This window comes from Ruegeria marisflavi (genome assembly GCF_025673445.1).
In the GTDB taxonomy this organism is placed as follows: Bacteria; Pseudomonadota; Alphaproteobacteria; order Rhodobacterales; family Rhodobacteraceae; genus Ruegeria_B; species Ruegeria_B marisflavi.
The window spans coordinates 34,193-57,544 of sequence record NZ_JAOVQN010000003.1; the positions used below are offsets into that span (position 1 = coordinate 34,193).

The following is a 23,352-nucleotide window of genomic DNA, read 5'->3' on the forward strand; positions in this document are numbered from 1 at the left end:
TCAGATCGAGAACGACGTTCCGCAGCCGCACGACGAGGTAGCGTTCGGATTGTCGATGACAAAGCGGGCGCCGATTAACTCTTCGGTAAAGTCGATCGTGGCATTCTCCAGGAACGGCAGCGACACCGCATCGACAACCACCCGCTCCCCCTGTCCCTCGAGCACCAGATCGTCCTCCTTTGGTTCATCCAGGGCGATCTCGTATTGAAATCCTGAACAACCGCCGCCTTCGACAGCGACCCGCAATGCCTGACCCTGGCCAGAGGCGCCGATCTCGGCCAGCCGGGAAAAGGCGCGGTCAGTGACTTTAGGGGGCAAGAGCATGGCCGTCTCCACGGTTTCAATCTGCGGTATCGTGCAATATAGAAAGCCCGAGGACAGGCGACAAGGACTTGAACGAGTGACAAGAGCGGGGTTCGCGTCGGATCCGGCCCGGACGCGGGGGCGTCTGGTGACCGAGGAGGAAAGTGTGTTCCGGTCGTGTTTTCAGCGCGACCGGGACCGGATTATTCACGCCAGTGCCTTTCGGCGCCTGAAGCACAAGACACAAGTCTTTGTCGAACACGAGGGCGACAATTACCGCACGCGGCTGACCCACTCCATCGAGGTGGCGCAAGTTGCCCGCACCATCGCCGGCGCGTTGAACCTGAACGCGGAACTGACCGAGGCGGTGGCACTGGCGCATGACCTCGGTCACACGCCCTTTGGCCACACGGGCGAGGACGCGCTGCATGCCCTGATGGCGCCATATGGCGGGTTTGACCACAACGCGCAGGCGATCCGCATCGTCACCAGTCTGGAACGCCATTATGCGGCCTTCGATGGGCTGAACCTGACCTGGGAAACGCTCGAGGCGATCGCCAAGCACAACGGCCCGGTGCTGGGCGAATTGCCTTGGGCGCTGGCCGAATGCAACGTGGCCTTCGACCTGGAACTACACACCCATGCCAGTGCGGAGGCGCAGGTCGCAGCTCTGTCGGACGATATCGCCTATAACAATCATGACCTGCATGACGGGTTGCGTGCCGGGCTTTTCACCGACGCACAGATCACCGGCTTGCCTATTGTGGGAGAGTGTTACGCCGAGGTCGACAGGCTTTACCCCCAGACAGATGCGCTGCGCCGCAGGCACGAGGCGCTGCGCCGGGTTTTTGGCGTAATGGTATCGGACGTGATCGAAACCTCGCGCGCCGCGCTGATCGCGTCGGGGGCGCAAACGGTCGAGGATGTCCGCTCCCTTGGTCATCCGGTGATCCGGTTTTCAGATACGGTCTGGCGCGACCTCAAGGTGATCCGCGCCTTTCTTTTCACACGGATGTATCGGGCGCCTTCGGTGATGGAAAAACGGACCCAGGTCGCAAAGGTGGTCGAGGACCTGTTTCCCATCTATCTAAGCGATCCGCATCAGATGCCCGAACGCTGGCATCCAGAGATCGACGCTGCGTCCGATGAAACGGCGCTGGCCCGGATCGTCTCGGACTACATCGCAGGTATGACCGACCGCTTCGCCCTGTTGGATCATGCCCGGCTGACCGGGGCCGATCCGGCCCGGATTTGAGCGGAAACTCACGGTTCCATTGACCTTGCCGCTTTGCGTGGTAAACCGCCAACCAAGCAAAAGGACACAGAGATGAACCTCTTTACCGAGATCCGCGCCCTGGTCGTGGCGGCACTGGAACAGATGCAAGCCGAGGGCGCGCTGCCCCAGGGCCTCGATTTCGCCAATATCGCGGTCGAACCGCCGCGCGATGCGCTGCACGGGGATATGGCCACCAATGCCGCCATGGTTCTGGCCAAACCGGCCGGTCAAAAACCGCGCGACATTGCCGAGGGGCTCGCCGCGAAACTGGCGGCCGATCCGCGCATTTCGAATACCGAGGTAGCAGGCCCGGGTTTTCTCAACCTGACACTGGCACATTCGATGTGGCAGAGGGTGGTGGGTGCAGTGCTGCGTCAGGGCACCGATTTCGGCAAGTCCGACATGGGCGTCGGCAAGAGCGCCAACGTCGAGTATGTCTCGGCCAACCCTACCGGACCGCTGCACGTGGGCCATTGCCGGGGCGCGGTGTTCGGCGATGCCCTGGCCGGGCTGCTGGAATATGCGGGCTATGACGTGACCCGCGAATACTGGATAAATGACGGCGGCGCGCAGGTCGATGTGCTGGCGCGCTCGGCCTATGAAAGGTACCGCGAGGCCAACGGTCTGGATTTCGAGGTCAAGGAAGGGCTCTATCCCGGCGATTATCTGGTGCCGGTCGGTGAGGCGCTGAAGGAGAAATTCGGCGACACCATGATCGACAAGCCGGAAAGCGAGTGGCTGGATCCGTTCCGCGATTTCACCATGGCCGCGATGATGGAACAGATCCGCGGCGACCTTGCGGCGCTGGGTGTCGAGATGGACGTCTGGTCCTCGGAACGTTCTTACTATGAAAGCGGCAAGATCGAGCGCACGCTGCAAGAGCTGACCGATTTGGGGCTGATCTATCGCGGCACGCTGGAACCGCCAAAGGGCAAGGCCCCGCCTGAGGATTGGGAGCCGCGTGAGCAGATGCTATTCAAGGCGACCGACTATGGCGATGATGTCGACCGTCCCGTACAGAAGTCCGACGGCGGCTGGACCTATTTTGCACCTGATCTCGCCTATCACTATGACAAGGTGAAACGCGGGTTCGACGTGATTATCGACGTGTTCGGGGCTGACCACGGCGGCTATGTTAAACGGATGAAGGCGATTGTCGCTGCGCTGGATACCGAAAAGCGCGTGTCGTTCGACATCAAGCTGTGTCAGTTGGTCAAGCTGTTCAAGAACGGCGAACCGTTCAAGATGTCCAAGCGGGCAGGGACCTTTATCACCCTGCGCGACGTGATCGACCAGGTTGGCCCGGATGTGACCCGGTTCGTTATGCTGACCCGCCGTAACGACGCGCCGCTGGATTTCGATTTCGACAAGGTGCTGGAGCAGAGCCGCGAGAACCCGGTTTTCTACGTGCAATACGCCCATGCCCGGGTATCCTCGGTACTGAGACGGGCGGCCGACGCGGGCATTGCCACCGATGACGCCACGCTGGCCACGGCTGATCTCACGTTGCTGAACCACGAGAGCGAGATTGCCGTGACCCGCAAGCTGGCCGAATGGCCACGTCTGGTCGAGATTGCCGCGCGCACCAACGAGCCGCACAGGATTGCTTTCTACCTCTACGAGCTTGCCGGCGAGTTTCATTCGCTGTGGAACCGTGGAAACGAAGTGACCGAGCTCAGGTTCATCCAAGATGGCGAGGCCGCCACTAGCCAGGCAAAAATCGCATTGGCCCGTTCAGTGGCGGTTGTGATTTCGGCGGGTCTTGCTATTCTCGGAGTAACTCCAGCGGAGGAGATGCGGTAATCGAAACAAAACCGCCCGAACCGCTGGCCGAGGCAGTAGCAAGAAGAACCTGAGCGTAGCCGTAGAGCTACGCGAATGGGCAGTGAGGCAGAGCATGGCGAGTTTCGATTACACGGGTCGCGTGAACCCGAACCAAGTGCAATACTCATACAAGGTGCCAGAGTTTGATGTGGCTGAGTTTCCCCTCGAGGAAGGTCGGTCGGAAGAGAGTATATCCGAGCAAGGAAGTCCCCGATTTGGCCGGATTGTCAGCCTACTGGGGGCGGCTGGCTCGCTGGCACTGGTCGTTGGAATCGGTGTCTGGGGTTACAAGCTTGTAATGCGGGACGTAAGCGGCGTTCCGGTCGTGCGCGCGCTCGAAGGGCCGATGCGCATCCAACCCGAAAATCCAGGTGGATTGCCTGCCGATCACCAGGGTCTTGCGGTGAATACGGTCGCCGCACAGGGTGCCGCTGCACCTCCTGCGGATCGTCTAATGCTCGCGCCGCGCCCCGTGCCGCTCAGCGACGAAGACGTTCCAATGAGCGAGATCAAGCCGATTCCAGCTTCGCTTTCCAACACGGATGCAGTACGGCCCGAAACGGTAGAAGCCTTCCGGAACGGACAGATAGATAAATTGGTCCAAGAACTTACACGGGGCGCAGGTCAACTTTCTGGGAGCGAAAACGCTTTGCTGGAGGAAGAAAAGACAGAACTGGCTTCGATCGAGCAACCCGCGCCGTTGACAGCTATTGATCCCGCGGATCTGGCGCAGGCGACTTCTGGCAACGCACTTGTCGGAGAGACAGGGGTCCACCGGTCTCTGCGACCGATGGCGCGACCGGGTCGCGCCGTACCCAGCGATAGCTCGGCGATGGCCGCAACCAATGCCGCGGTCAAGGCTGCGCTAGGCACGGCCACAGCCGTTGATCTGGACCCCGAAGCGTTGTCGGCCGGGACACGCCTGGCCCAACTTGGTGCTTATGACACGCCGGATATCGCGCGCGCCGAATGGGATCGCCTCTATGGCCGTTTCGGTGAATACATGGATGGAAAGCAGCGCGTCATTCAAGAGGCGTCCAGCGGCGGACGTACCTTCTACCGGCTTCGTGCCGCGGGGTTCGACGACCTGAGTGAGGCGCGTCATTTCTGTTCGGTTCTGGTTGCGGAACGTGCCGATTGCATCCCGGTGACGACACGGTGAGTTGCGGCGCGACCATCCTCGATGCCGAGGGTCTGCGCCTCAGTGCGGATGAGAAGGCACTGTTTCGAGACGCCGACCCGTTCGGTTTCATCCTGTTCGGGCGCAATATCGATACAGCGGATCAAGTACGCGCCCTTTGTTCCGACTTTCGCGAGGCGGTCGGGCGCGATTGCATCATCACGATCGACCAGGAGGGTGGCCGCGTCCAGCGGCTGCGCCCGCCGTTGGCGCGCAACTGGTTGCCGCCGCTCGATCACGTCGCGCGGGCGGGTGAGAATGCGGAACGGGCGATGTACCTGCGCTATCGCCTCATTGCCTCCGAGCTTCGTGACCTGGGGATAGACAGCAATTGTGCCCCGATGCTGGACCTTGCGCGGGATCATACCCACGCCTTTCTGCGCAACCGCTGCTACGGTAGTGCGCCTGAGACGGTTGCCCGGTTGGGGCGGACCGTGGCCGATGGGCTGTTGGAGGGGGGCGTTCTTCCTGTGGTCAAGCATATGCCCGGCCATGGACGCGCAACACTCGACAGCCATCATGACCTGCCGCATGTTTCCTCGAGCAGCGAAGACCTCGATGACACCGATTTTACACCATTTCGTATACTCAACGACCTCCCACTTGGGATGACGGCGCATATTGTCCTTGACCAGATCGACCCGCGCCCGGCGACGATTTCCCCGGTCGTGATGGAGCTGATCCGCGAGCGGATCGGTTTTCAGGGGCTGATTATGACGGATGATATCTCGATGAAGGCATTGGCCGGTACCATCGCCGAAAAGACCGCGAAGGCTATCGCAGCGGGCTGCGATATCGCGCTGGTGTGTAACCAGACACTGAAGGACCGCGAAGCCGCAGCACAAGCCGCCGGTCGAATGACTGGTCCGGCGCAAGCCCGGGCCGAGCGGGCGCTGGCCGTGCGTCATCCGCCAGCGGAACTTGACATCACCGCCGCCGAAGCGGAACTATCGCGCCTCATGGGCGGGCAGGTGTATGACGGATAACCTCTTTAGCGAAGATCAGACATCGGTGGCCGATCGCCTGGCCGCTGAAGCGCTGATCGTCGATGTGGACGGGTTCGAAGGGCCGCTCGACCTGCTGTTGACCCTATCGCGTACGCAAAAGGTGGATCTGCGCAAGATCTCGGTGCTGGAACTGGCACGGCAATACCTGGCCTTTGTCGAACGCGCCAAGGCGCTGCGTATCGAACTGGCTGCCGATTACCTGGTGATGGCGGCTTGGCTAGCCTTCCTGAAATCACGTCTGCTGCTGCCCCCAGACCCGGACGAGGACGGCCCTTCGGGCGAGGAACTGGCCGCGCATCTGGCGTTCCAGTTGGAGCGCCTCCAGGCGATGCGCGATGCCGCCGCCCGTCTGATGGCGCGCGACCAGCTTGGGCGAGACTTCTTCCGCCGGGGGCAGGGCGAGGATATCGCGCGGATCAGAACCGTCACCTATTCTGCCTCGCTGCTCGACCTGATGCAGGCCTATGCTCGCACCCGGACCCGGGACGAATTCCGACCCTTCGTGATGGACCGGGACAAGGTCTATACGATGGAACAGGCGCTGGAGCGGATGCGTGGCTTGATCGGTTTTGCCGGCAGTTGGACCGAAATGGCCAGTTATCTGCCCGAGGGCTGGGGGCTCGACCCTGTCCGCCGCCGTTCGGCGACAGCCGCGACCTTCGCGGCCTCGTTACAACTGGTCAAGGAAGGCCATCTGGAGATCCGTCAGGCCGACAGTTTCGCACCCATCCATGTGCGCAGAAAGGACCCCGAGACGTGAGCGACCCGTCCGACGACCGCACCGAAAGCCTGTTCGAAGCACCGCCGTTGGCGGAACAGGAACGCATGGTAGAAGCAGTGTTGTTCGCCAGCCCAGAACCGGTGAGTCTGTCCGACCTGGCCGCGCGGATGCCCCATGGCAGCGACCCGGCGCAGGCCGTCGAATTGTTGCGCAAGCGCTATGAAGGGCGCGGCGTGCGGGTGGTTCAGGTCGGCGAGGCATGGGCCATTCGTACCGCGCCCGACCTTGGTTTCCTGATGCAGAAGGAAACGGTCGAGACTCGCAAACTGTCGCGTGCAGCGATCGAGACCCTTGCGATCATCGCTTATCACCAACCGGTGACACGGGCCGAAATCGAAGAGATCCGCGGTGTATCGGTCTCGCGCGGAACTATTGACCAATTGTTGGAGATGGAGTGGATCAGGCTGGGGCGCCGCCGTATGACGCCCGGACGACCGGTCACCTTTGTGGTCACACCGCATTTCCTTGATCATTTCGGGTTGGAAAGCGCCCGCGACCTGCCCGGGTTGAAAGAGTTGCGCGCCGCCGGGCTACTGGAAAACCGGCCTCCGCCTGGCATGCTACCGATCAGCGAAGAACGCGAAGAGGACGAGGCAGATACCGGACAACCGGAGTTATTTGAAGGCGAGGGATAGTCGCGCCCTGAAATCTCCCAATTTTGACACTACATTCCTGATGGGCAGTAAAAGGAACGAGAGAATGAATATGAACCAGCTGATCGACATGATTGTGCGCACGGTCATTCGGCGGGCGGTCAATTCAGGTGTAAACGCGGGCTTCGATGCGGTGTCGAAACTCGGTCAAAGAAGTACCCCGGAAGCGAAGAACAAGACTCAGGGCAAGCCGCAACCAGATCCGGAGCGTGAAAAGCTGCGCGCAATGCGTCAGGCGCGCCGTGCCGCGCGATCCTCGCAAGGCTAAGTCTCAGCCGTTCAAGTTGGGGCCTTGAAGTGTTTCGAGAGCTTCAGACCCTGCCCCTGATAGTTCGAAGCGATTCCCGCGCCGTAAAGCTGCGTCGGGCGCTCTGACATTTTCTCGTAGACCAGCCTGCCGACGATCTGACCGTGTTCCAGCACAAACGGCGCTTCGTGGCAGCGAACTTCCAGAACGCCGCGCGACCCGGCACCGCCTGCCTCAGCATGGCCAAAGCCGGGGTCGAAAAAGCCCGCATAATGCACCCTGAATTCCCCAACCATGGCAAGATAGGGCGCCATCTCGGCCGCGTAGAGTGGCGGGATATGCACCGCCTCACGGCTCACGAGGATGTAAAAGGCACCAGGGTCGAGGATGATGCGCCCATCGCTGGAGCGCACCTCTTCCCAGTATTCGGCCGGGTCATAGGCGGCAATACGGTCCAGATCGATAACGCCGGTATGGGGTTTCGCCCGGTACCCCACCAGATCGCTGCCAGGCAGGCGCAGATCGACGGAAAATCCCAGCCCGTCCTGAACGACGGCAGGTCCATCGACCAAGGGCGTCTGGGCATGTAAGGCGCGAAGGTCATCGTCGCTCAGGCTGGCCTGGCCGCAGCGAAAGCGGATCTGGTTCAATCGCATTCCCGGACGCACAAGAACCGAAAAAGATCTGGGGCAGATCTCGGCATAGAGTGGGCCGGAATACCCGGCTGGAATCCGGTCGAATTCTATTCCGCCGTCAGTGATGGTACGCGTCAGCAGGTCCAGCCTTCCGGTCGAACTCTTGGCATTGGCCACTGCGCTGACATCGTCGGGCAAGGCCAGTGATTCCATAAGCGGAACCAGGTAGACGCACCCTTTTTCCAGAACCGCTCCCTGGCTTAGATCAATACGATGCATCTCGAATTCGTTCAGGCGGCTAGAAACGCTGTTTCCGGCCCCGGCCAAGAATGAAGCACGTACGCGATACGCAACGTTTCCCAGTCGCAAATCCAAGCTTGCGGGTTGAACCTGCGCCGGCAGCACCGGCGGCAGCGCGCGGATATGGCCCGAGGCTATCATTGCCTCGATCTGCTGGTTCGGACAAACGCCCGTCATCCCATCTCCCCCGTCCTACAGAGGCCCTGGTTTGCCATTTTTTCGTTACGTCGGTTGAATTTGGTCGGGCTAGCAGGACTCGAACCTGCGACCTTCCGTCCCCCAGACGGACGCGCTACCAGGCTGCGCCATAGCCCGACGTTGGAGTGTTCATACCGGTTTTCGCGGCAGGGGCAAGGGGAAAACATAACCTTTTTCGTTACCCGGCCTGCCGGGAAAGCCAGCCTTTCAACTGATCGACCAAGGGTTGGATTTCCGCTTGCGAAGCTGGGGTTAGGACTGTGACTTGCGAAAGTAAACCAAGCAGTCCGGGCGGTGCTTCGGTTTCTTCGTCGCTTGCATCCACGATCTCACTTCCTTCTTCAGAAGCGATGTGCTCTTCCTCTGCCTCCGCCTCGTCTTCAAGCCTGCCAGCAGCTGATAGGGTTACGATTTTGACACCGTCCGCAACCTCATCATCGTCATTGTCATTCGGCGCGTCAGAACCGTCTGCTACCAAGGGTTCAGAAACAATATCTGGGAACAGGGAGCCCAGGCCGTTGTCCTCGCCCAGGTCCATGTCGATCTGCACGGCTCCCGCCGGCAATTGCTTGGGGGCATGGAACTTAACAACATTGCCGTCGTCTTCCAAATCGGCGCCCGCCGAATCGTCAAGGCTCTGAGAAAATGAGGCGATATGGCTCACACCTTGTTCGCGCAGGGCTTTCTGGACGCCCTTGATGGTCATGCCATCGTCGTGCAGCAGCTTCTTGATCCCGCCCAGAAGTTGCATGTCAGCTGGACGATAATAGCGTCGACCACCAGCGCGTTTCACCGGTTTGACCTGGCTGAACTTGCTCTCCCAGAACCGCAGAACATGTGCCTGAACGCCGAGCCATTCCGCGACTTCGGATATAGTACGAAATGCATCCGGCGACTTGCCCATGAGCTATGCCTTTGACCTACTTACGGTTTCCGGCGGCAACCCGTTCCTTCATCAGGTGTGAAGGGCGGAAAGTCAGCACTCGGCGGGGCTGGATCGGAACCTCCTCGCCAGTTTTTGGATTGCGTCCAACGCGTGCCGTTTTTTCCCGCACGCTGAACGTTCCGAAGGAAGATATCTTCACCTGTTCGCCGCGCACAAGCGCGTCCGACATATGGTTCAGCATGCTCTCGACCAGTTGTGCGCTTTCATTGCGTGAAAGACCAACTTCGCGAAAAACCGCTTCGCTCAAATCCATTCGTGTCAGAGTTTTGTCACTCATTGGGACCCCCGTGCTGTTTTGTGAGCATAGGGTGAGGGCAAAATCCCTGTCAATATCAATGAATTGCAAAGCGCAGGTTAGGCCGTTACCAGCGCAGTACTACGGCACCCCAAGCAAGACCGCCGCCGATTGCCTCGGTCACGATCAGATCACCCCTTTGGATCTGGCCGCGTTGCTTGCCCACCGACAGGGCCAGAGGGATGGAAGCGGCCGAAGTGTTGCCGTGATCCTGAACCGTGACCACCACCTTCTCCATCGGTAGCCCCATTTTTCTTGCTGTGCCCTGGATGATGCGAATATTGGCCTGATGCGGGACGATCCAGTCCACATCGGCAGTGTGCAGACCTGCCTTTTCCAATGCAGATTCGGCGGTTTGGGCTAGTTTTTCAACAGCGTGGCGGAACACCTGGTTGCCTTGCATGCGCAGGAAACCCGTTGTTTGCGTCGACACACCACCATCGACATAAAGCAGATCTCGATAGCGCCCGTCCGAGTTCAGGTCGACGGCAAGGATGCCACGGTCCTCCGGGGTGCCCGCCGACTCTTCGGCCTCCAGAACCAGCGCTCCCGCGCCGTCGCCGAACAGAACGCATGTCGAACGGTCCGTCCAGTCCATGATCCGGCTAAAGGTTTCGGCTCCTATCACCAGCACCCGTTTTGCCTGGCCCGATACGATCAGAGCATTTGCATTGCTTAGCGCATAGACAAAACCGGCACAGACGGCCTGTACGTCGAACGCGTAACCGCTGGTCATCCCAAGGCGGGCCTGCACCATGGTCGCGGCAGATGGAAAGGTCAGATCCGCGGTCGATGTCGCCAGCACAATGGCATCAATTTGATCTGCTCGCAGGCCTGCATCATCCAGAGCAGCCTGGGCGGCCTTTGTGGCCAGGTCCGATGTGGTTTCGCCCTCGGCCGCGAAATGCCGTCTTTCGATGCCCGAGCGGCTCCGAATCCAATCGTCCGTCGTATCCAAGGTCTTTTCAAACTCGGAGTTGGGAACGATACGGGCGGGAAGATAGTGCCCAACTCCTTTTACGACTGCTCGGCCTGTCATCGAATCAGTTGCTTTCTTGTTCTTTGTTCGCGGCCGCATCTGCGGTCTTGGTGACATCCTGCGTCAGTTCCGCGACAGAGGCAACGCGGGCGGCGAGTCTTTCCGCAAAACCAGATCGCGCCAGCGTGAAGGCGAGTTTGATCGCGGCAGAAACCCCGGTGGCATCAGCGCTGCCGTGCGATTTGATCACGGTGCCGTTCAGCCCCAGGAACACGCCGCCATTGACCTGGCGCGGGTCGATGCGCTTGCTGAGCCGCCGAAGCGATGTGACGGCCAGCAGAGAGGCCAGACGCGACAGTGGCGAATACTGGAACGCTTCGCGCAGCAGAGAGGCGATCATGCGCGCGGTGCCTTCGCCCGTCTTGATCGCGACATTGCCGGTGAACCCATCCGTCACGATCACATCGCAGCGGGTGCCTGGAATATCGCTGCCTTCGACAAAGCCAACGAATTCGAAGTTCGCAGGCTCTGCGTATTGCGCAATCAGTGCCTGTGCCTCTTTCAACTCAGCGCGACCCTTGTGCTCTTCTGTACCGACGTTCAGCAGGCCGACACGCGGGCGCGACAGGTGCATGCCGTTGCGGGCGTAAGAGGCCCCCATCAACGCATATTGCAGCAGGTCGGGAGCGTCGGCGCGAATGTCGGCGCCTGCGTCCAACAGGACGTTGAACCCCTGAGGGTTGCGCGAGGGGAACAGAATTGCGATCGCCGGGCGGGTCACTCCCGGCAACCGTCGCAGCCGGAGCATGCTGAGAGCCATCAGAGCGCCGGTATTACCGCAACTTACCGCACCTGTGGCTTCGCCCGTACGCACCGATTCGAGTGTCGACCACATCGACGTGTTTTTGCCGTTGCGGACAACTTGGCTCGGCTTGTCTTCCATCGTAACGATGTCCGGACAATCACGAAAAACGACGCGCCCGTCCAGGACACGTCGTTTCGCCACCAAGTCGCGCAGCGTTTCTTCGGGGCCGTGCAAGATGAACCCCAGTTCGGGGTTCTTCTCTGCCGAGTTTGCAATCCCTGCCACCACGACCGAAGGACCCGCGTCCCCGCCCATAGCGTCAACCGAGATGATGATCTTTCCGGTCGCTGTGCCGGTCTGATCGGGCTGAGCTGTCATGCCGTGGCCTGCTCAGGGTCGCGCTCAGGCCGCGTCTTCGTCCAGCTCGATCTCGTCGGCCTTGGCAACGACTTCGCGGTCGTCATAGTGGCCGCAGGCGCCGCACACATGGTGGGGGCGCTTCAGCTCGCCGCAGTTCGGGCATTCATTCGGGTTGGCAGCAACCAGGGCGTCATGTGCACGGCGCATATTGCGACGCGATTTGGATACTTTGTTCTGTTGGACAGCCATGGTCTCAACCTTTGTCTTAACTGAGGGCCTCGGTCAAAGCCGCGGGCCGGTTTCATTCTTCGTTTCCTAGAAGGTGTGACGAGCGTTTAGGCTGCTGCCCACGCGTTGTCCAACCCTAAATCCGATTGAGCGCGCGAAAATACTGCGATTCTCGCCACGTTCAAGGGGTTTTTCTGGCGGCCCCCTATGGCAGGTTTCCGGGCCCTTGTCATGAGTCTTTTTTCAGGCTGTCCCGCAACGCCGCCAAACCTGCAAAGGGGCGCGTTTCCTCGTCGGTCATTGCCTTTTTCCCGGGCTCTGCGAATATCGCTTCGCCCAGCTCGACACCTTTCTTGCGAGGATAGACAGGCAGTGCCAGCGCCAAGGCCTCGGCCATGACAGTCCCCAGATCTATCACTGAATCCAGCGGTTCCGACTCGTCGTCCTCGGGCATTTCGGCTTCTTCTTCGTCCGGATCCAACCAGTCGGCAAGAAACAGCCGGCGCACCTCGGTGTCGATGCGGGTTGTTACCGGCTCCAGTGTCACGACGCAGGGCTGCACGACGGTTGCGCCCAGCATCCCGGTCAGCAGCCAGTCACGCTTGCCTTCGGCCTGCACTTGGCCCGTAAAGGATAGCTTCCTCAGCCCGTCGAGGCCAAGCTCGCGCGCAATGTCGCCGAGTTTGGTCGAATCCGGCCTGATCGAAAAGGGTGTGGCCCTGTTTTGCGGCAGATCCGAGACCCGCAGCACGGTTTCGTCAGTCATCGAGTGGCTTTCGTCTGTTGAACCGAAGCAAAGGTTTCTGTAATCGGGATAAAAGGCGCGCAAGGCCAAGGCAAGGGGGCAGGAATGTCAAAGACCGCAGGGCTGATAAAACCGGTGTTCCGTATCCTGGCGATCGGTCTCACCGTCGGCGTTGTGACCGCCTGCACCGCCATCTACCGAAATCACGGCTATGTTCCAACCGAAGAGGAACTGGCCGCGATCACCGTGGGCGTGGATAACCGCGACAGTGTACTTGAGGCGGTGGGCGCTCCCAGCTCTTCGGGCCTGCTGAACGAAAGCGGCTATTACTATGTCTCGACCCGCATGCGTCACTATGGGGCGCGCGCGCCCGAAGTGGTGTCGCGCCAATTGGTGGCGATCAGCTTTGATCAGCGCGGCGTGGTGCGCAACATCGAGCGCTACGGGCTGGAAGATGGCCGTGTGATTGCGCTGGATCGTCGGGTCACCAGTTCCAGCATCGAGGACAAAACCTTCCTGCGGCAGCTTCTGGGCAATATCGGCAGCTTCAACCCGGCCAACGTGATCAACTGATTGGCGCTGTTCTCTGCGGGCACATCACCGACCCGTCACACACTTGTGTGATAGGGCAGAGCGCAATAGCTTTGGTTTGATCTCGCAAAGGACCGGGTCATGAGTGACGCTGTGCTGTTGAGTAAGGGCCGCTATCGCGCACGGCTTGCCGCGTCGTCTGGGGATTTGGTGAGGGCGCAACAGTTGCGGACCCTGGCCTTTGGCACGCAAGAGCTGGACCAGGACCGCTTCGACACGATCTGCGAACATGTCCTGATCGAGGATTTGAGTGACGGCGAGGCGCTGGTCTGTTGCTTTCGCATGCTGACCATGCAGGGCGGACAAGAGATCACCAACAGCTATTCGGCACAGTTCTATGACCTCTCCGCGCTTCAGGATTTCGCGGGGCCGATGGTGGAGATGGGCCGGTTCTGCCTGCATCCCGATCGCCATGACCCCGATATCCTGCGGGTGGCCTGGGGGGGTATGACGGCTTTTGTGGATCGCAACGGGATCGAGTTGCTGTTTGGCTGTTCGTCCTTCGCGGGGACAGAGACCGACATGTATCTCGACGCGTTTGCGATGCTGAAGCACCGGCATCTCGCGCCCAAGCGTTGGCTGCCCCGGGTCAAGGCCCCTGATGTGTTCCGGTTCGCGGCCCGGCTGCGGCGCAAGCCGGATGCGAAAAAGGCGATGCTCAGGATGCCGCCCTTGCTCAGGACCTATCTGATGATGGGGGGCTGGGTCAGCGATCATGCGGTGGTGGACCGACAGATGAACACGCTGCATGTGTTTACAGGCGTCGAGATCGGCGCGATTCCACCGGCGCGCAAACGGCTTTTGCGGCTGGTCGCGGGTTAGGCCGTCTTCAAGGGGCGTTGACGTCCTGCAAGGCGCGGTTTAGCTGGCGCTCATGGCACGTATTCCTCTGTTGCAGATGACCGGTATCTCGCTGACCTTTGGCGGAGATCCGATTTTTTCCGGGCTCGACCTTGTGGTTCAGCCCGGTGACCGCGTCGCGCTTGTCGGGCGCAACGGGTCGGGCAAATCAACCTTGATGAAGGTGATGGCCGGCCTGGTCGAGCCGGACGCCGGAGAGATCGTGATACCTCCTGGAAAGTCAGTGGGTTACATGGAACAGGACCCGACGATGACCGGGTATGCGACGCTTGGCGACTATGCCTCCAGCGGGCTGGAACCGGGAGAACTTTACAGGGTCGAACGCGCCGGAGAAGGCCTCAAATTCGATCCGGCCCGCGCGGTCGACACCGCCTCGGGCGGCGAGCGGCGGCGCGCGGCGCTGGCCAAGCTTATGGCCGAGGCGCCCGATCTGATGCTGTTGGACGAGCCAACCAACCACTTGGATATCGAGGCGATCGGCTGGCTGGAGCGGGAGTTGTCGGCGACCCGCGCGGGATATGTCTTGATCTCGCACGACCGGGCATTCTTGCGGGCACTGACGCGTGCAACCCTTTGGATTGACAGGGGAATGGTTCGTCGGCAGGAGCGTGGTTTCGAGGATTTCGAGTCCTGGCGCGACAAGGTCTGGGAGGACGAGGATTCCGCCCGCCACAAGCTGGACCGGTTGATCAAGTCCGAGGGCCGCTGGGCGGTCGAGGGAATCAGTGCTCGACGCAAGCGCAACCAGGGCCGTGTTCGCGCGCTACAGGCGCTGCGCGCCGAACGCGCGGCCCAGGTCAAGCGCCAGGGAACGGCGGCCATGTCATTGGAATCCGGTCCAAAATCCGGGCGCAAGGTGATCGAGGCCAAGGGGCTGAGCAAGTCCTATGACGGCAAGACCATCGTCAGGGGGTTGGACCTGACCGTGCTGCGAGGCGACCGGGTCGCTTTTGTGGGGCCGAACGGTGTGGGCAAGACCACGGTGCTCAAGATGTTGTTGCGGCAGGTCGAACCGGACGCAGGTGTTGTGCAGTTGGGCACAAATCTGGAGGTTGCGGTCTTTGACCAGACGCGGGCGCAGCTCGACCCCGAGATGACACTGTGGGACAGCCTGACGGGGGATCCGGAAATGCGGGTCTCGGGCAAGGCGGATCAGGTGATGGTGCGGGGCGAGCCACGGCATGTGGTGGCCTATCTCAAGGATTTCCTGTTCGATGAGCGGCAGGCAAGAGCGGCTGTTAAGTCCTTGTCTGGTGGAGAAAAAGCGCGGTTGCTGCTGGCCCGGTTGATGGCGCGGCCGTCGAACCTTCTGGTGCTGGACGAACCGACTAACGATCTGGATGTGGAGACACTGGACCTGCTTCAGGAAATCCTTGACGACTATGACGGCACCGTTCTGCTGGTCAGCCACGACCGCGATTTCCTGGACCGGGTCGCCACCACCACAGTGGCGATGGAGGGGGATGGCAAGGCCGTGGTCTATGCCGGCGGCTGGTCGGATTATCGCGCGCAACGTCCTGAACAGATTTCAGAAAACATAGATAAACCAAAGGTATCCGCGCAAAAGGTGAAGTCGGAAACCAAGCCGAAACCGGGGCTGACCTTCTCGGAGAAACACCGGCTGGAGGCCCTGCCGGGCGAGATCGCGCGGCTGGAGGCGGAGATTGGCAAGCTGAACGAGCTGATGTCGGATCCCGAGCTCTACAGTCGCGAGCCGGTCAAGTTCCAGAAGGCGACCGAGGCCCTGGTGCAGCGGCAGGACAAGCTGTCGGCGGCCGAGGAGGAATGGCTGGTATTGGCCGAGAAGGCCGAGGCCGAATAGGCGCGAATTGACCGTTTTGTACCGGCCCCAAGGCCGGTACTGACCGTTTTGTACAAGACCGGACAGGCCGGTTTAGCGCATCCGCAGCGCGCCGTCGAGGCGGATGACCTCGCCGTTGAGGTAGCCCATCTGCACGATGAAGCCGGCCATGCGGCCGAACTCTTCAGGGCGGCCCAGACGGGCGGGACAGGTGACCTCGGCGGCCAGCGAATCCTGCGCCTCTTGCGGCAGGCCGAGCAGCATGGGCGTCAGGAAGATGCCGGGCGCAATCGCCATGACGCGGATGTTGTCGCGCGCCAGATCGCGGGCCATCGGCAGGGTCATGCCGACGATGCCGCCCTTGGAAGACGAGTAGGAGACCTGGCCCTTTTGCCCGTCGAAGGCGGCGATGGAGGCGGTGTTGATGATCACGCCGCGCTCGCCGTCGGCATCGGGCTCGTTCTGGGCCATCTCGGCGGCGGCCAGGCGGGCGACGTTGAAGCTTCCCAGCAAGTTGACGTCGATCGTCATCTCGAAGGTCTTGAGCGGCAGCGGGCCGTCCTTGCCCAGTGTCTTGCCGACGGTGCCGATACCGGCGCAGTTCACCGCGGCGGTGATCTTGCCCATCTTGGCCTTGGCATGGGCGATGGCGGCGGCGACCGAGTCTTCGCTGGTCACGTCGGTCTGGGCAAAATACCCGCCGATCTCGGCGGCGACCTTTTCACCGCGTTCGGCATCTCGGTCGAGGATAGTCACCTGCGCGCCATTGGCGGCGAAATAGCGGGCGGTCGCCTCGCCCAGGCCGGAAGCGCCGCCGGTGATCACGGCTGCTGTGGTGTCGAGTTGCATGGGCCTCTCCCTGATATGAACATATGTTCAATAATCCGGGGCGGGGGCGTCTGTCCAGCTTTGAAACATGCGCGCGCGGTCGAGCCGGGCCAGCGGACGCAACGTTTTACCGATAGGCGGCCACCAGGCCCAGGTGCCGCCGAGGGGGCGGGCGCGGGCGCCGGTGCCCAGCTTGAACCGGGTCAGGCCGGGGGTCTGCTCGGTCTCCACCGGGCCGAGGTCGAGCCGGGTTACGCCGCGTTCGGCAAGCCATGTCATCGCATGCCACATCAGCAGGGTCTGGGCGCTGGAGGCGCGGCCCGCCGGAGTGCTGTGACCGATGTGATAGCTGGCGGCTGTACCATGGCGCAGCATCAGCAGGCCCGCGATGGGGGTGCCGCCCTGGCGGGCGGTCAAGAGTTGGGCCGCGCCGGGATTGGCGCGGGCATAGGCCAGTGTCAGGGCCGTGGGCCAGTTGCGATAGCCACGCGCGCGCTGTTGCGCGGCCTCTGCGGTGAGCAGCCAGTGGGCGGTATCCTGCGACAGCGGGCCTTGGGTCACGTGCAGGCCCTGGCTGCGCGCGTGACGCAGGCGGTTGCGCCATTTCTGGTGCAACCCGGCCATCAGGTCGCCGGTCAGGTCCAGTTCGGCGACATGGGCGGGGGTGATCAGCGGTACCGCCCCCATCCGGGCGAGGCCCGGGCAGGGTGCGTCCGGGTTCATCAGGATCAGGCTGCGGCGCAGCCCGGCGCGGGCGAGCAGGCCGGGCAGGGTCTGTGGATCGAGGCGGGCGCGGCTGAGCAAAGCAATGGGTAACCAGCCAATGCGCCGTGTCAGCACCAGTGTTCCGTCGTCCAGTTGCGCCGCCTGCTGGCCGCAAAGCGCCAGTGTGGCGGCGAATTCGGCGCTTTGCTGCAAGGGGGGCGAAGCGAGGGCGATGGTGTCGAACATGGCATCATTAACCGGTTCGAAACCTAAGACCGGGTTAATGCATGTATGAAACCGGTTCTTGGTCAGAGGATCGCCGCCCTGCTGGCGGCGATCCTGTCGGCTGTGCTGCTACTGGGGGTTATGGCCCTGTTCTGAGCCCTTTGGGTGCAAGGGGGCGCTGCCCCCTCGGCCCTGACGGGCCTCACCCCCGGAGTATTTGGGGCGAAATGAAGGGGCGGCTGATTTTACGCCAGCTGCACCAGCGCGTGGCGTTTCTTGCCGGCGCTGAGCTTGATCGGCTGGGCGAGGTCACCCGCCTCGATCATCATCCCGGCATCGGTGAGCGGCGTGTCATTCAGGCGCGCGCCATCTTCGGCGATGAGGCGCTTGGCCTCCTTGCCGGATTTGGCGAGGCCCGTCTTGACGATCAGCTGCACGATGGAGGCGGGCAGGTCGGCGGCGTCAAGGGTGAGCGTCGGCAGGTCGTCGCCGATGCCGCCCTTTTCGAACACTTCGCGGGCGGTCGCCTCGGCCGTCGCGGCCGCCTCGGCCCCGTGGCAGAGCGCGGTGACCTCGTTGGCGAGGATCACCTTGGCGGCGTTGATCTCGGAGCCCGCCAGCGCGCCCAGACGGTCGCATTCGCCCACCGGAAGCTCGGTATAGAGTTTCAGGAAGCGGCCCACATCGGCATCGGTGGTGTTGCGCCAGAACTGCCAGAATTCGTAAGGCGACCGCATGTCCGGGTTGAGCCAGACAGCGCCGTCCTGGCTCTTGCCCATCTTCTTGCCGTCAGACGTGGTCAGGAGCGGCGAGGTGAGGCCATAGACCTCGTGATCGATCACCCGGCGGGTCAGGTCGATGCCATTGACGATATTGCCCCACTGGTCCGAGCCGCCCATTTGCAGGATGCAGCCATATCGGCGGTTCAGCTCCATGAAATCATAGGCTTGCAGGATCATGTAGTTGAATTCGAGAAAGCTGAGCGATTGTTCGCGGTCGAGGCGGGATTTCACCGACTCGAACGACAGCATCCGGTTGACGCTGAAATGCCGCCCGATATCGCGCAGGAAATCGAGATAGTTCAGATCGGCCAGCCATTCGTCGTTGTTGAGCATCAGCGCCGCGTTCTCGGCGCCGCTGTCATAGTCGATATAGGCGGCAAAGACCTTGCGGATCCCGGCGATGTTCTCGTCGATCTGGGCGGGCGTCAGCAGCGGGCGTTCGTCGGCGCGGAAGGACGGATCACCCACCTTGGTGGTGCCGCCGCCCATCAGGGTGATCGGCTTGTGCCCGGTCTTTTGCAGCCAGCGCAGCATCATGATCTGAATGAGGCTGCCCACATGCAGCGATTTGGCGGTGGCGTCAAAGCCGATATAGCCGGGCTGGCATCCCTTGATCAGTGCCTCGTCGAGGCCCTGGTAATCGGTGCAGTCGGCGAGAAAGCCGCGCTCCATCATCACTGCGATGAAATCCGATTTGGGATGGTAGGTCATGTCTTGCCTCGGGGTTGGATTGCGGGGCACTTATAGGCGGCAGTTGAACAAAGGAAAAGGCCATGAAGAGGGCCATCGGGCGAGAGGGGCCGGTGACGGCGCTGGGGGCGATGTCGGGCACGTCGCTGGACGGGGTCGATGCGGCGGTGGTGGAGACCAACGGTCTGGCGATATTCGGATTCGGACCGGTGGGGTACCGAGCATATTCCGCGGAGGAGCGCAGCGTGTTGCGCGCCGGTCTGGGGCGTTGGGCCGGGCCCGAGGTGGAGGCGGCGGGCGATCTGGTGACGCGCGCCCATGCGCAGGCGCTGGCGGGGTTCGAGGGCGTCGATCTGGTGGGGTTTCACGGCCAGACCCTGGCGCATGAGCCACGCGGGCGCGGCACGCTTCAGGTGGGCGATGGCGCGGCCTTGGCCGCCGCATTGGGGCGCCCGGTAGTCTGGGATTTTCGCAGCGACGATGTGCAACTGGGCGGCGAAGGGGCGCCTTTGGCGCCGTTCTTTCACTTTGCCTGCGCCAAGTGGATCGGCGCGAGCGAGCCCCTGTGTTTTCTCAACCTCGGCGGGGTGGGCAACCTGACCTATGTGGACCCGGGTTTTGACCGGCCCGAGGTGCCCGGCGCTCTGTTGGCCTTTGACACCGGTCCGGCCAACGCGCCGGTCAACGATCTGATGCAGGCGCGGCTGGGGCTGCCGATGGACGAGGGCGGCGCGGTGGCACGAGGCGGCACGGTGGAGACCGGCGCGCTGGAGCTGTTCCTGGCCGAGCCCTATTTTGCAAGAATGCCGCCCAAGTCGCTGGATCGGAATGATTTTGCCGAGATGATCGGATTGGTGTCCGAACTCAGCGACAGCGACGCGGTGGCAACGCTGACGGGTATGTGCGCGGCAGCGGTGGCGCAGGGGATGGAACATTGCCCGCGCCCGCCTGCACGGGTGCTGGTCACCGGCGGCGGGCGGCACAACCCGGTGCTGATGGAGATGCTGCAAGTCTCGCTGGATTGTCCGGTTGAACCGGTCGAAAGTGTTGGTCTGGACGGTGACATGCTCGAGGCACAGGCCTTCGCCTATCTGGCGGTGCGGGTGGCGCGGGGGCTGCCGACCTCGTGCCCCGGCACCACCGGTGTGGGCGCGCTGGTGGGCGGCGGCATCGTCAGCCTGCCGGACGAGGCATGAAGGGGGCGCTGCCCCCTCGGCATGCGGCCTCACCCCCGGGATATTTGTGGCAAGAGGAAGGGGCGATCAGTCGGGGAGACTGTCGAGGTAGTGCGCGGTGAAACCGGTATAGCCTTCCGAGGTGGATTTCAGATGCGCCCGGGTCCAGCGGTGGAAGGCCGGAAGCCGGTGAAAGGGCACCGACGGAAAGGCGTGGTGTTCGGCGTGATAGGGCATGTTCCAGGCCAGGAAGCGCACCAGCCTGGTGGTGAAGGTGGTCCGCGAGTTTTCCAGCATATCCGCGGCCGCCGGGCAGAGCCCGTGTTCGGCCAGCAAATAGAGGCGCAGGAAGGGCTGTCCGATGGCGAGGGGCAGCAGCCAGAGCCACAGAGCCAGCGGCGAGACGGCAAGGCTGGCCAGCACCAGGGCGTATAGGGCGAGCAGCGCCCGCGCCTCGCGCCGCATGGCGGGGTATTGGCGTTCCGGTAGGTAGAGGGCCGTCATGCGGCCTCGGGCGTTGTCGAACAGGACACATGCCATGCCGGTCCAGTAGTGCCATCCGGTCAGGTAGACCATGAGCGCGCGCCGGTTACCCGGGCGCGGCCCGCCTGCCAGTTCGGGATCGCGCGCGGGGTCGTTTGTCCATTTGTGATGGGCCAGGTGGAAGTAGCGAAACCAGGTGAAGGGCAGGGCGATCAGGGCGCCCGAGGCATGTCCCGCCGCCTCGTTCAGCCAGGTCGAGCGGAACGGCGTCTGGTGGGTGCATTCGTGGCAGAGGGTGAAGAGGAAAACCAGCAGGATACCCTGCGGCAGCATCAGCAGCAGCCAGATGGGGACTTGCATCACAATGCCGAGGCTGCACAGGCCCAGCAGCGCTGCGTATACGGTCAGATGTCTCAGACCGGCCGAGTCCGAGCGCGCGGTCAGGTGGGCGCGGGTCTCGGGCGGCAGGCTGGCGACAAGTGTCTTGTGGTCCATGCGGTCGAGCGTAGCCAGGCGGCGGGGCAGGTCAAGCGCGGGGGATGTCGAAGCCGGGGCGCGCCAGTTCGAACCCTTCGAACCGGAAGCCGGGCGAGACGGTGCAACTGACCAGCGTGTATTCGCCGGTGCTGCGCGCGGCCTGCCACCAGCCGGACGGCACGATCTGTTGCGGCGCGCCTGCGTCCAGATCAGGGGTTAGCAGGTGATCGGTGGCTGGGCCGGTATCGGTCGCGCTTTTCGACAGGACCAGCGGCGCGCCCGCGTGCCAGAGCCAGATCTCGGTCGCGTCGACCCGGTGCCAATGGCTGCGCTCGCCCGATTTCAGCAGGAAATAGATGCAGGTGCCGCTGGCGCGGCCCGGATTGTCGGCGATCCAGGTCTGCCGGTACCAGCCGCCCTCGGGGTGGGGTTCCAGCTCCAGACGGCGGATGGTCTCTTCGGCGGTCATGGGATCAGGCATCGGCTCTCTCGCTTGGGGCTGGTCTTTCGCTCGGGCGAGCATATCTTGGGCGCATGACAATCGCGATCCCCTTCGACAACAGTTACGCCCGCCTGCCGGGTGGGTTTCACTCGGTACAGGCGCCGACCCCGGTGCAGGCGCCGCGCCTTGTCGCATTCAACGCCGACCTGGCGCAGCTTCTGGGCATCACTCCGGGCGAGGTCGGGGAAATGGCGCAGGTTTTTGCCGGAAATGCGCTGCCGCAGGGGGCCGAGCCGCTGGCGCAGCTTTATTCCGGGCACCAGTTCGGCAATTACAACCCGCAATTGGGGGACGGACGCGCGATTCTTTTGGGCGAGGTGGTGGGCAGCGACGGTATCCGCCGCGACATACAGCTCAAAGGCGCGGGGCGCACGCCCTATTCGCGCGGCGGTGACGGACGGGCTTGGCTGGGCCCTGTGCTGCGCGAATATGTGGTGAGCGAGGCGATGGCCGCGCTTGGCATCCCCACCACCCGCGCGCTGGCGGCAGTCGAGACCGGCGAGGCGGTGCGGCGTGAGCAGGTTCTGCCCGGCGCGGTGCTGACCCGGGTGGCGCAAAGCCACCTGCGGGTGGGCACATTCCAGGTCTTTGCCGCGCGGGGCGAGATCGGGCACCTGAAACGGCTGACCGACTATGCCATTGCCCGCCACTATCCGGATGCCGATGGGCCTATGGGTCTGCTCACGGCGGTGCGCGACGCACAGGCGCGACTGATCGCGCGCTGGATGGGGGTGGGGTTCATTCACGGGGTGATGAATACCGACAACAGCTCGATCGCGGGGGAGACCATCGACTATGGTCCATGCGCCTTCATGGACACTTATCATCCGGATACGGTCTATTCCTCGATCGACCGCTATGGGCGCTATGCCTATTCCAACCAGCCCGATATCGCGGTCTGGAACCTGGCACAGCTGGCCACAGCGCTGATCCAGCAGGCCGAGGACAAAAAGGCCGCCGTTGAAGAGGCCACCGGGATCGTGCATGCAATGCCCGGCCTGCTGGAGCGCGAATGGTTGCGCGTCTTTGCCGCCAAGATCGGCATCGAACGGCCTGTCGAAGGGGACAAGGCGCTGGTGACTGACCTGCTGGTGCGCATGGCACGGGGGCAGGCCGATTTCACCAACACGTTCCGGGCACTTGGCGCACCCAAAGCCCGCGACCAGTTCGCCGATCCGACCGCCTATGACAGTTGGGCCCAGGGCTGGCGGCAGCGTTTGGCCTGCGAGGCCGCGCCCGAGGCGGTGATGCGGGGCAGAAATCCGGCCTTTATCCCGCGCAACCACCGGGTCGAGCAGATGATCGCGGCAGCGGTGAGCGGCGACTATGCCCCGTTCCATCGGCTCAATTCCGTGCTTGCGCGCCCTTACGAGGATCAGCCGGATCACATCGACCTGACCCGCCCGCCTGCGGAAAACGAAGTGGTGCAGGCCACGTTCTGCGGCACCTGAGCCTTCATTTCGCGAAAAA

Annotated in this window: 25 protein-coding genes and 1 tRNA gene; 12 read left to right on the forward strand and 14 right to left on the reverse strand. The window is 62.5% G+C overall.

The window, feature by feature from the left end; genetic code table 11:
• Entirely contained in the window at window positions 1-324 is a 324-nt protein-coding gene (locus tag OEZ49_RS03950; RefSeq protein ID WP_263387106.1) for a HesB/IscA family protein, read from the reverse strand.
• Between the two features lie 76 nt (window positions 325-400).
• Between OEZ49_RS03950 and OEZ49_RS03955 the strand changes: the two genes are divergently transcribed.
• The 7 genes from OEZ49_RS03955 (at window position 401) to OEZ49_RS03985 (ending at window position 7,292) form a co-directional block, all read left to right on the forward strand.
• Complete coding sequence (locus tag OEZ49_RS03955) at window positions 401-1,558, forward strand: deoxyguanosinetriphosphate triphosphohydrolase (protein ID WP_263387107.1); 1,158 nt, start codon at window positions 401-403, stop codon at window positions 1,556-1,558.
• Between the two features lie 72 nt (window positions 1,559-1,630).
• Window positions 1,631-3,382 (forward strand): arginine--tRNA ligase, encoded by a 1,752-nt coding sequence (gene argS / locus OEZ49_RS03960; RefSeq protein ID WP_263387108.1) that lies wholly within the window; start codon window positions 1,631-1,633, stop codon window positions 3,380-3,382.
• Window positions 3,383-3,476: 94 nt separating this feature from the next.
• Window positions 3,477-4,565, forward strand: a complete 1,089-nt coding sequence (locus OEZ49_RS03965) for an SPOR domain-containing protein (RefSeq protein ID WP_263387109.1) — start codon at window positions 3,477-3,479, stop codon at window positions 4,563-4,565.
• The gene (gene nagZ, locus OEZ49_RS03970; RefSeq protein WP_263387333.1) at window positions 4,562-5,569 is read left to right on the forward strand and encodes a beta-N-acetylhexosaminidase; all 1,008 of its coding nucleotides are present in this window, start codon (window positions 4,562-4,564) and stop codon (window positions 5,567-5,569) included. The genes OEZ49_RS03965 and nagZ overlap by 4 nt, the downstream gene beginning before the upstream one ends.
• The gene (locus OEZ49_RS03975) at window positions 5,559-6,350 is read left to right on the forward strand and encodes a segregation and condensation protein A (RefSeq protein WP_263387110.1); all 792 of its coding nucleotides are present in this window, start codon (window positions 5,559-5,561) and stop codon (window positions 6,348-6,350) included. Before nagZ ends, OEZ49_RS03975 begins: the two co-directional genes overlap by 11 nt.
• A complete protein-coding gene (gene scpB, locus OEZ49_RS03980; protein WP_263387111.1) occupies window positions 6,347-7,006 on the forward strand; it encodes an SMC-Scp complex subunit ScpB in 660 nt (219 codons plus the stop codon). The genes OEZ49_RS03975 and scpB overlap by 4 nt, the downstream gene beginning before the upstream one ends.
• Window positions 7,007-7,076: 70 nt before the next feature.
• Complete coding sequence (locus OEZ49_RS03985; RefSeq protein WP_263387112.1) at window positions 7,077-7,292, forward strand: hypothetical protein; 216 nt, start codon at window positions 7,077-7,079, stop codon at window positions 7,290-7,292.
• Between the two features lie 11 nt (window positions 7,293-7,303).
• Here OEZ49_RS03985 and OEZ49_RS03990 read toward each other — a convergent pair whose 3' ends face one another.
• From OEZ49_RS03990 to OEZ49_RS04025, 8 genes are all read right to left on the reverse strand, one after another.
• Entirely contained in the window at window positions 7,304-8,383 is a 1,080-nt protein-coding gene (locus OEZ49_RS03990) for a 2'-deoxycytidine 5'-triphosphate deaminase (protein WP_263387113.1), read from the reverse strand.
• Window positions 8,384-8,444: 61 nt separating this feature from the next.
• Window positions 8,445-8,521: transfer RNA gene (locus OEZ49_RS03995), tRNA-Pro, on the reverse strand.
• Window positions 8,522-8,582: 61 nt separating this feature from the next.
• Window positions 8,583-9,308: a MerR family transcriptional regulator gene (locus OEZ49_RS04000; RefSeq protein ID WP_263387114.1), complete on the reverse strand. Its 726-nt coding sequence runs from the start codon at window positions 9,306-9,308 to the stop codon at window positions 8,583-8,585.
• 16 nt (window positions 9,309-9,324) lie between these two features.
• Window positions 9,325-9,627 (reverse strand): integration host factor subunit alpha, encoded by a 303-nt coding sequence (gene ihfA, locus OEZ49_RS04005; protein ID WP_164127686.1) that lies wholly within the window; start codon window positions 9,625-9,627, stop codon window positions 9,325-9,327.
• A gap of 85 nt (window positions 9,628-9,712) precedes the next feature.
• On the reverse strand, window positions 9,713-10,684 hold the full coding sequence (locus OEZ49_RS04010; RefSeq protein WP_263387115.1) for a beta-ketoacyl-ACP synthase III: 972 nt from the start codon (window positions 10,682-10,684) through the stop codon (window positions 9,713-9,715).
• A 4-nt stretch (window positions 10,685-10,688) separates the two neighbouring features.
• Window positions 10,689-11,807, reverse strand: coding sequence for a phosphate acyltransferase PlsX (gene plsX, locus OEZ49_RS04015; RefSeq protein ID WP_263387116.1), 1,119 nt, complete (start codon window positions 11,805-11,807; stop codon window positions 10,689-10,691).
• A 24-nt stretch (window positions 11,808-11,831) separates the two neighbouring features.
• Complete coding sequence (gene rpmF / locus OEZ49_RS04020; RefSeq protein ID WP_093027172.1) at window positions 11,832-12,038, reverse strand: 50S ribosomal protein L32; 207 nt, start codon at window positions 12,036-12,038, stop codon at window positions 11,832-11,834.
• A gap of 208 nt (window positions 12,039-12,246) precedes the next feature.
• On the reverse strand, window positions 12,247-12,783 hold the full coding sequence (locus OEZ49_RS04025; RefSeq protein WP_263387117.1) for a YceD family protein: 537 nt from the start codon (window positions 12,781-12,783) through the stop codon (window positions 12,247-12,249).
• A gap of 84 nt (window positions 12,784-12,867) precedes the next feature.
• On the opposite strand from OEZ49_RS04025, the gene OEZ49_RS04030 reads away from it, so the two are divergent.
• The 3 genes from OEZ49_RS04030 to OEZ49_RS04040 all read left to right on the forward strand — a co-directional run bounded on the left by OEZ49_RS04030 (window position 12,868) and on the right by OEZ49_RS04040 (window position 16,036).
• A complete protein-coding gene (locus OEZ49_RS04030) occupies window positions 12,868-13,335 on the forward strand; it encodes an outer membrane protein assembly factor BamE (protein ID WP_263387118.1) in 468 nt (155 codons plus the stop codon).
• 99 nt (window positions 13,336-13,434) lie between these two features.
• Window positions 13,435-14,175: a GNAT family N-acetyltransferase gene (locus OEZ49_RS04035; protein ID WP_263387119.1), complete on the forward strand. Its 741-nt coding sequence runs from the start codon at window positions 13,435-13,437 to the stop codon at window positions 14,173-14,175.
• A gap of 52 nt (window positions 14,176-14,227) precedes the next feature.
• On the forward strand, window positions 14,228-16,036 hold the full coding sequence (locus tag OEZ49_RS04040; RefSeq protein WP_263387120.1) for an ABC-F family ATP-binding cassette domain-containing protein: 1,809 nt from the start codon (window positions 14,228-14,230) through the stop codon (window positions 16,034-16,036).
• Window positions 16,037-16,108: 72 nt separating this feature from the next.
• Here OEZ49_RS04040 and OEZ49_RS04045 read toward each other — a convergent pair whose 3' ends face one another.
• From OEZ49_RS04045 to tyrS, 3 genes are all read right to left on the reverse strand, one after another.
• Window positions 16,109-16,864 (reverse strand): SDR family NAD(P)-dependent oxidoreductase, encoded by a 756-nt coding sequence (locus OEZ49_RS04045; RefSeq protein WP_263387121.1) that lies wholly within the window; start codon window positions 16,862-16,864, stop codon window positions 16,109-16,111.
• Window positions 16,865-16,891: 27 nt separating this feature from the next.
• Window positions 16,892-17,794: a lipid II:glycine glycyltransferase FemX gene (locus OEZ49_RS04050; RefSeq protein WP_263387122.1), complete on the reverse strand. Its 903-nt coding sequence runs from the start codon at window positions 17,792-17,794 to the stop codon at window positions 16,892-16,894.
• A gap of 224 nt (window positions 17,795-18,018) precedes the next feature.
• Window positions 18,019-19,266 carry a tyrosine--tRNA ligase gene (tyrS, locus tag OEZ49_RS04055; protein WP_164127669.1) on the reverse strand — a complete coding sequence of 416 codons (1,248 nt, stop codon included), beginning with the start codon at window positions 19,264-19,266 and terminating at the stop codon, window positions 18,019-18,021.
• Between the two features lie 62 nt (window positions 19,267-19,328).
• Between tyrS and OEZ49_RS04060 the strand changes: the two genes are divergently transcribed.
• Window positions 19,329-20,441, forward strand: coding sequence for an anhydro-N-acetylmuramic acid kinase (locus OEZ49_RS04060; RefSeq protein WP_263387123.1), 1,113 nt, complete (start codon window positions 19,329-19,331; stop codon window positions 20,439-20,441).
• Window positions 20,442-20,507: 66 nt separating this feature from the next.
• Here OEZ49_RS04060 and OEZ49_RS04065 read toward each other — a convergent pair whose 3' ends face one another.
• A complete protein-coding gene (locus OEZ49_RS04065) occupies window positions 20,508-21,398 on the reverse strand; it encodes a fatty acid desaturase (RefSeq protein WP_263387124.1) in 891 nt (296 codons plus the stop codon).
• Window positions 21,399-21,429: 31 nt separating this feature from the next.
• Window positions 21,430-21,861 carry a cupin domain-containing protein gene (locus OEZ49_RS04070; RefSeq protein ID WP_397545645.1) on the reverse strand — a complete coding sequence of 144 codons (432 nt, stop codon included), beginning with the start codon at window positions 21,859-21,861 and terminating at the stop codon, window positions 21,430-21,432.
• Window positions 21,862-21,914: 53 nt separating this feature from the next.
• Between OEZ49_RS04070 and OEZ49_RS04075 the strand changes: the two genes are divergently transcribed.
• Window positions 21,915-23,333 (forward strand): protein adenylyltransferase SelO, encoded by a 1,419-nt coding sequence (locus OEZ49_RS04075; RefSeq protein ID WP_263387125.1) that lies wholly within the window; start codon window positions 21,915-21,917, stop codon window positions 23,331-23,333.
• The last annotated feature ends 19 nt before the right edge of the window (window positions 23,334-23,352 follow it).

What these genes read in the sequence shown, in the direction of transcription:
- OEZ49_RS04075 (WP_263387125.1), top strand. Translation starts at nt 21,915, where the DNA reads ATGACAATCGCGATCCCCTTCGACAACAGTTACGCCCGCCTGCCGGGT.
- plsX (WP_263387116.1), bottom strand. Translation starts at nt 11,807, where the DNA reads ATGACAGCTCAGCCCGATCAGACCGGCACAGCGACCGGAAAGATCATC.
- rpmF (WP_093027172.1), bottom strand. Translation starts at nt 12,038, where the DNA reads ATGGCTGTCCAACAGAACAAAGTATCCAAATCGCGTCGCAATATGCGC.
- OEZ49_RS04000 (WP_263387114.1), bottom strand. Translation starts at nt 9,308, where the DNA reads ATGGGCAAGTCGCCGGATGCATTTCGTACTATATCCGAAGTCGCGGAA.
- OEZ49_RS03990 (WP_263387113.1), bottom strand. Translation starts at nt 8,383, where the DNA reads ATGACGGGCGTTTGTCCGAACCAGCAGATCGAGGCAATGATAGCCTCG.
- OEZ49_RS04070 (WP_397545645.1), bottom strand. Translation starts at nt 21,861, where the DNA reads ATGCCTGATCCCATGACCGCCGAAGAGACCATCCGCCGTCTGGAGCTG.
- OEZ49_RS04050 (WP_263387122.1), bottom strand. Translation starts at nt 17,794, where the DNA reads ATGTTCGACACCATCGCCCTCGCTTCGCCCCCCTTGCAGCAAAGCGCC.
- OEZ49_RS04035 (WP_263387119.1), top strand. Translation starts at nt 13,435, where the DNA reads ATGAGTGACGCTGTGCTGTTGAGTAAGGGCCGCTATCGCGCACGGCTT.
- OEZ49_RS03965 (WP_263387109.1), top strand. Translation starts at nt 3,477, where the DNA reads ATGGCGAGTTTCGATTACACGGGTCGCGTGAACCCGAACCAAGTGCAA.
- OEZ49_RS03950 (WP_263387106.1), bottom strand. Translation starts at nt 324, where the DNA reads ATGCTCTTGCCCCCTAAAGTCACTGACCGCGCCTTTTCCCGGCTGGCC.
- OEZ49_RS03985 (WP_263387112.1), top strand. Translation starts at nt 7,077, where the DNA reads ATGAACCAGCTGATCGACATGATTGTGCGCACGGTCATTCGGCGGGCG.
- OEZ49_RS04040 (WP_263387120.1), top strand. Translation starts at nt 14,228, where the DNA reads ATGGCACGTATTCCTCTGTTGCAGATGACCGGTATCTCGCTGACCTTT.
- OEZ49_RS04025 (WP_263387117.1), bottom strand. Translation starts at nt 12,783, where the DNA reads ATGACTGACGAAACCGTGCTGCGGGTCTCGGATCTGCCGCAAAACAGG.
- argS (WP_263387108.1), top strand. Translation starts at nt 1,631, where the DNA reads ATGAACCTCTTTACCGAGATCCGCGCCCTGGTCGTGGCGGCACTGGAA.
- OEZ49_RS03975 (WP_263387110.1), top strand. Translation starts at nt 5,559, where the DNA reads ATGACGGATAACCTCTTTAGCGAAGATCAGACATCGGTGGCCGATCGC.
- ihfA (WP_164127686.1), bottom strand. Translation starts at nt 9,627, where the DNA reads ATGAGTGACAAAACTCTGACACGAATGGATTTGAGCGAAGCGGTTTTT.
- tyrS (WP_164127669.1), bottom strand. Translation starts at nt 19,266, where the DNA reads ATGACCTACCATCCCAAATCGGATTTCATCGCAGTGATGATGGAGCGC.
- OEZ49_RS04030 (WP_263387118.1), top strand. Translation starts at nt 12,868, where the DNA reads ATGTCAAAGACCGCAGGGCTGATAAAACCGGTGTTCCGTATCCTGGCG.
- OEZ49_RS04045 (WP_263387121.1), bottom strand. Translation starts at nt 16,864, where the DNA reads ATGCAACTCGACACCACAGCAGCCGTGATCACCGGCGGCGCTTCCGGC.
- OEZ49_RS04010 (WP_263387115.1), bottom strand. Translation starts at nt 10,684, where the DNA reads ATGACAGGCCGAGCAGTCGTAAAAGGAGTTGGGCACTATCTTCCCGCC.
- OEZ49_RS04060 (WP_263387123.1), top strand. Translation starts at nt 19,329, where the DNA reads ATGAAGAGGGCCATCGGGCGAGAGGGGCCGGTGACGGCGCTGGGGGCG.
- OEZ49_RS04065 (WP_263387124.1), bottom strand. Translation starts at nt 21,398, where the DNA reads ATGGACCACAAGACACTTGTCGCCAGCCTGCCGCCCGAGACCCGCGCC.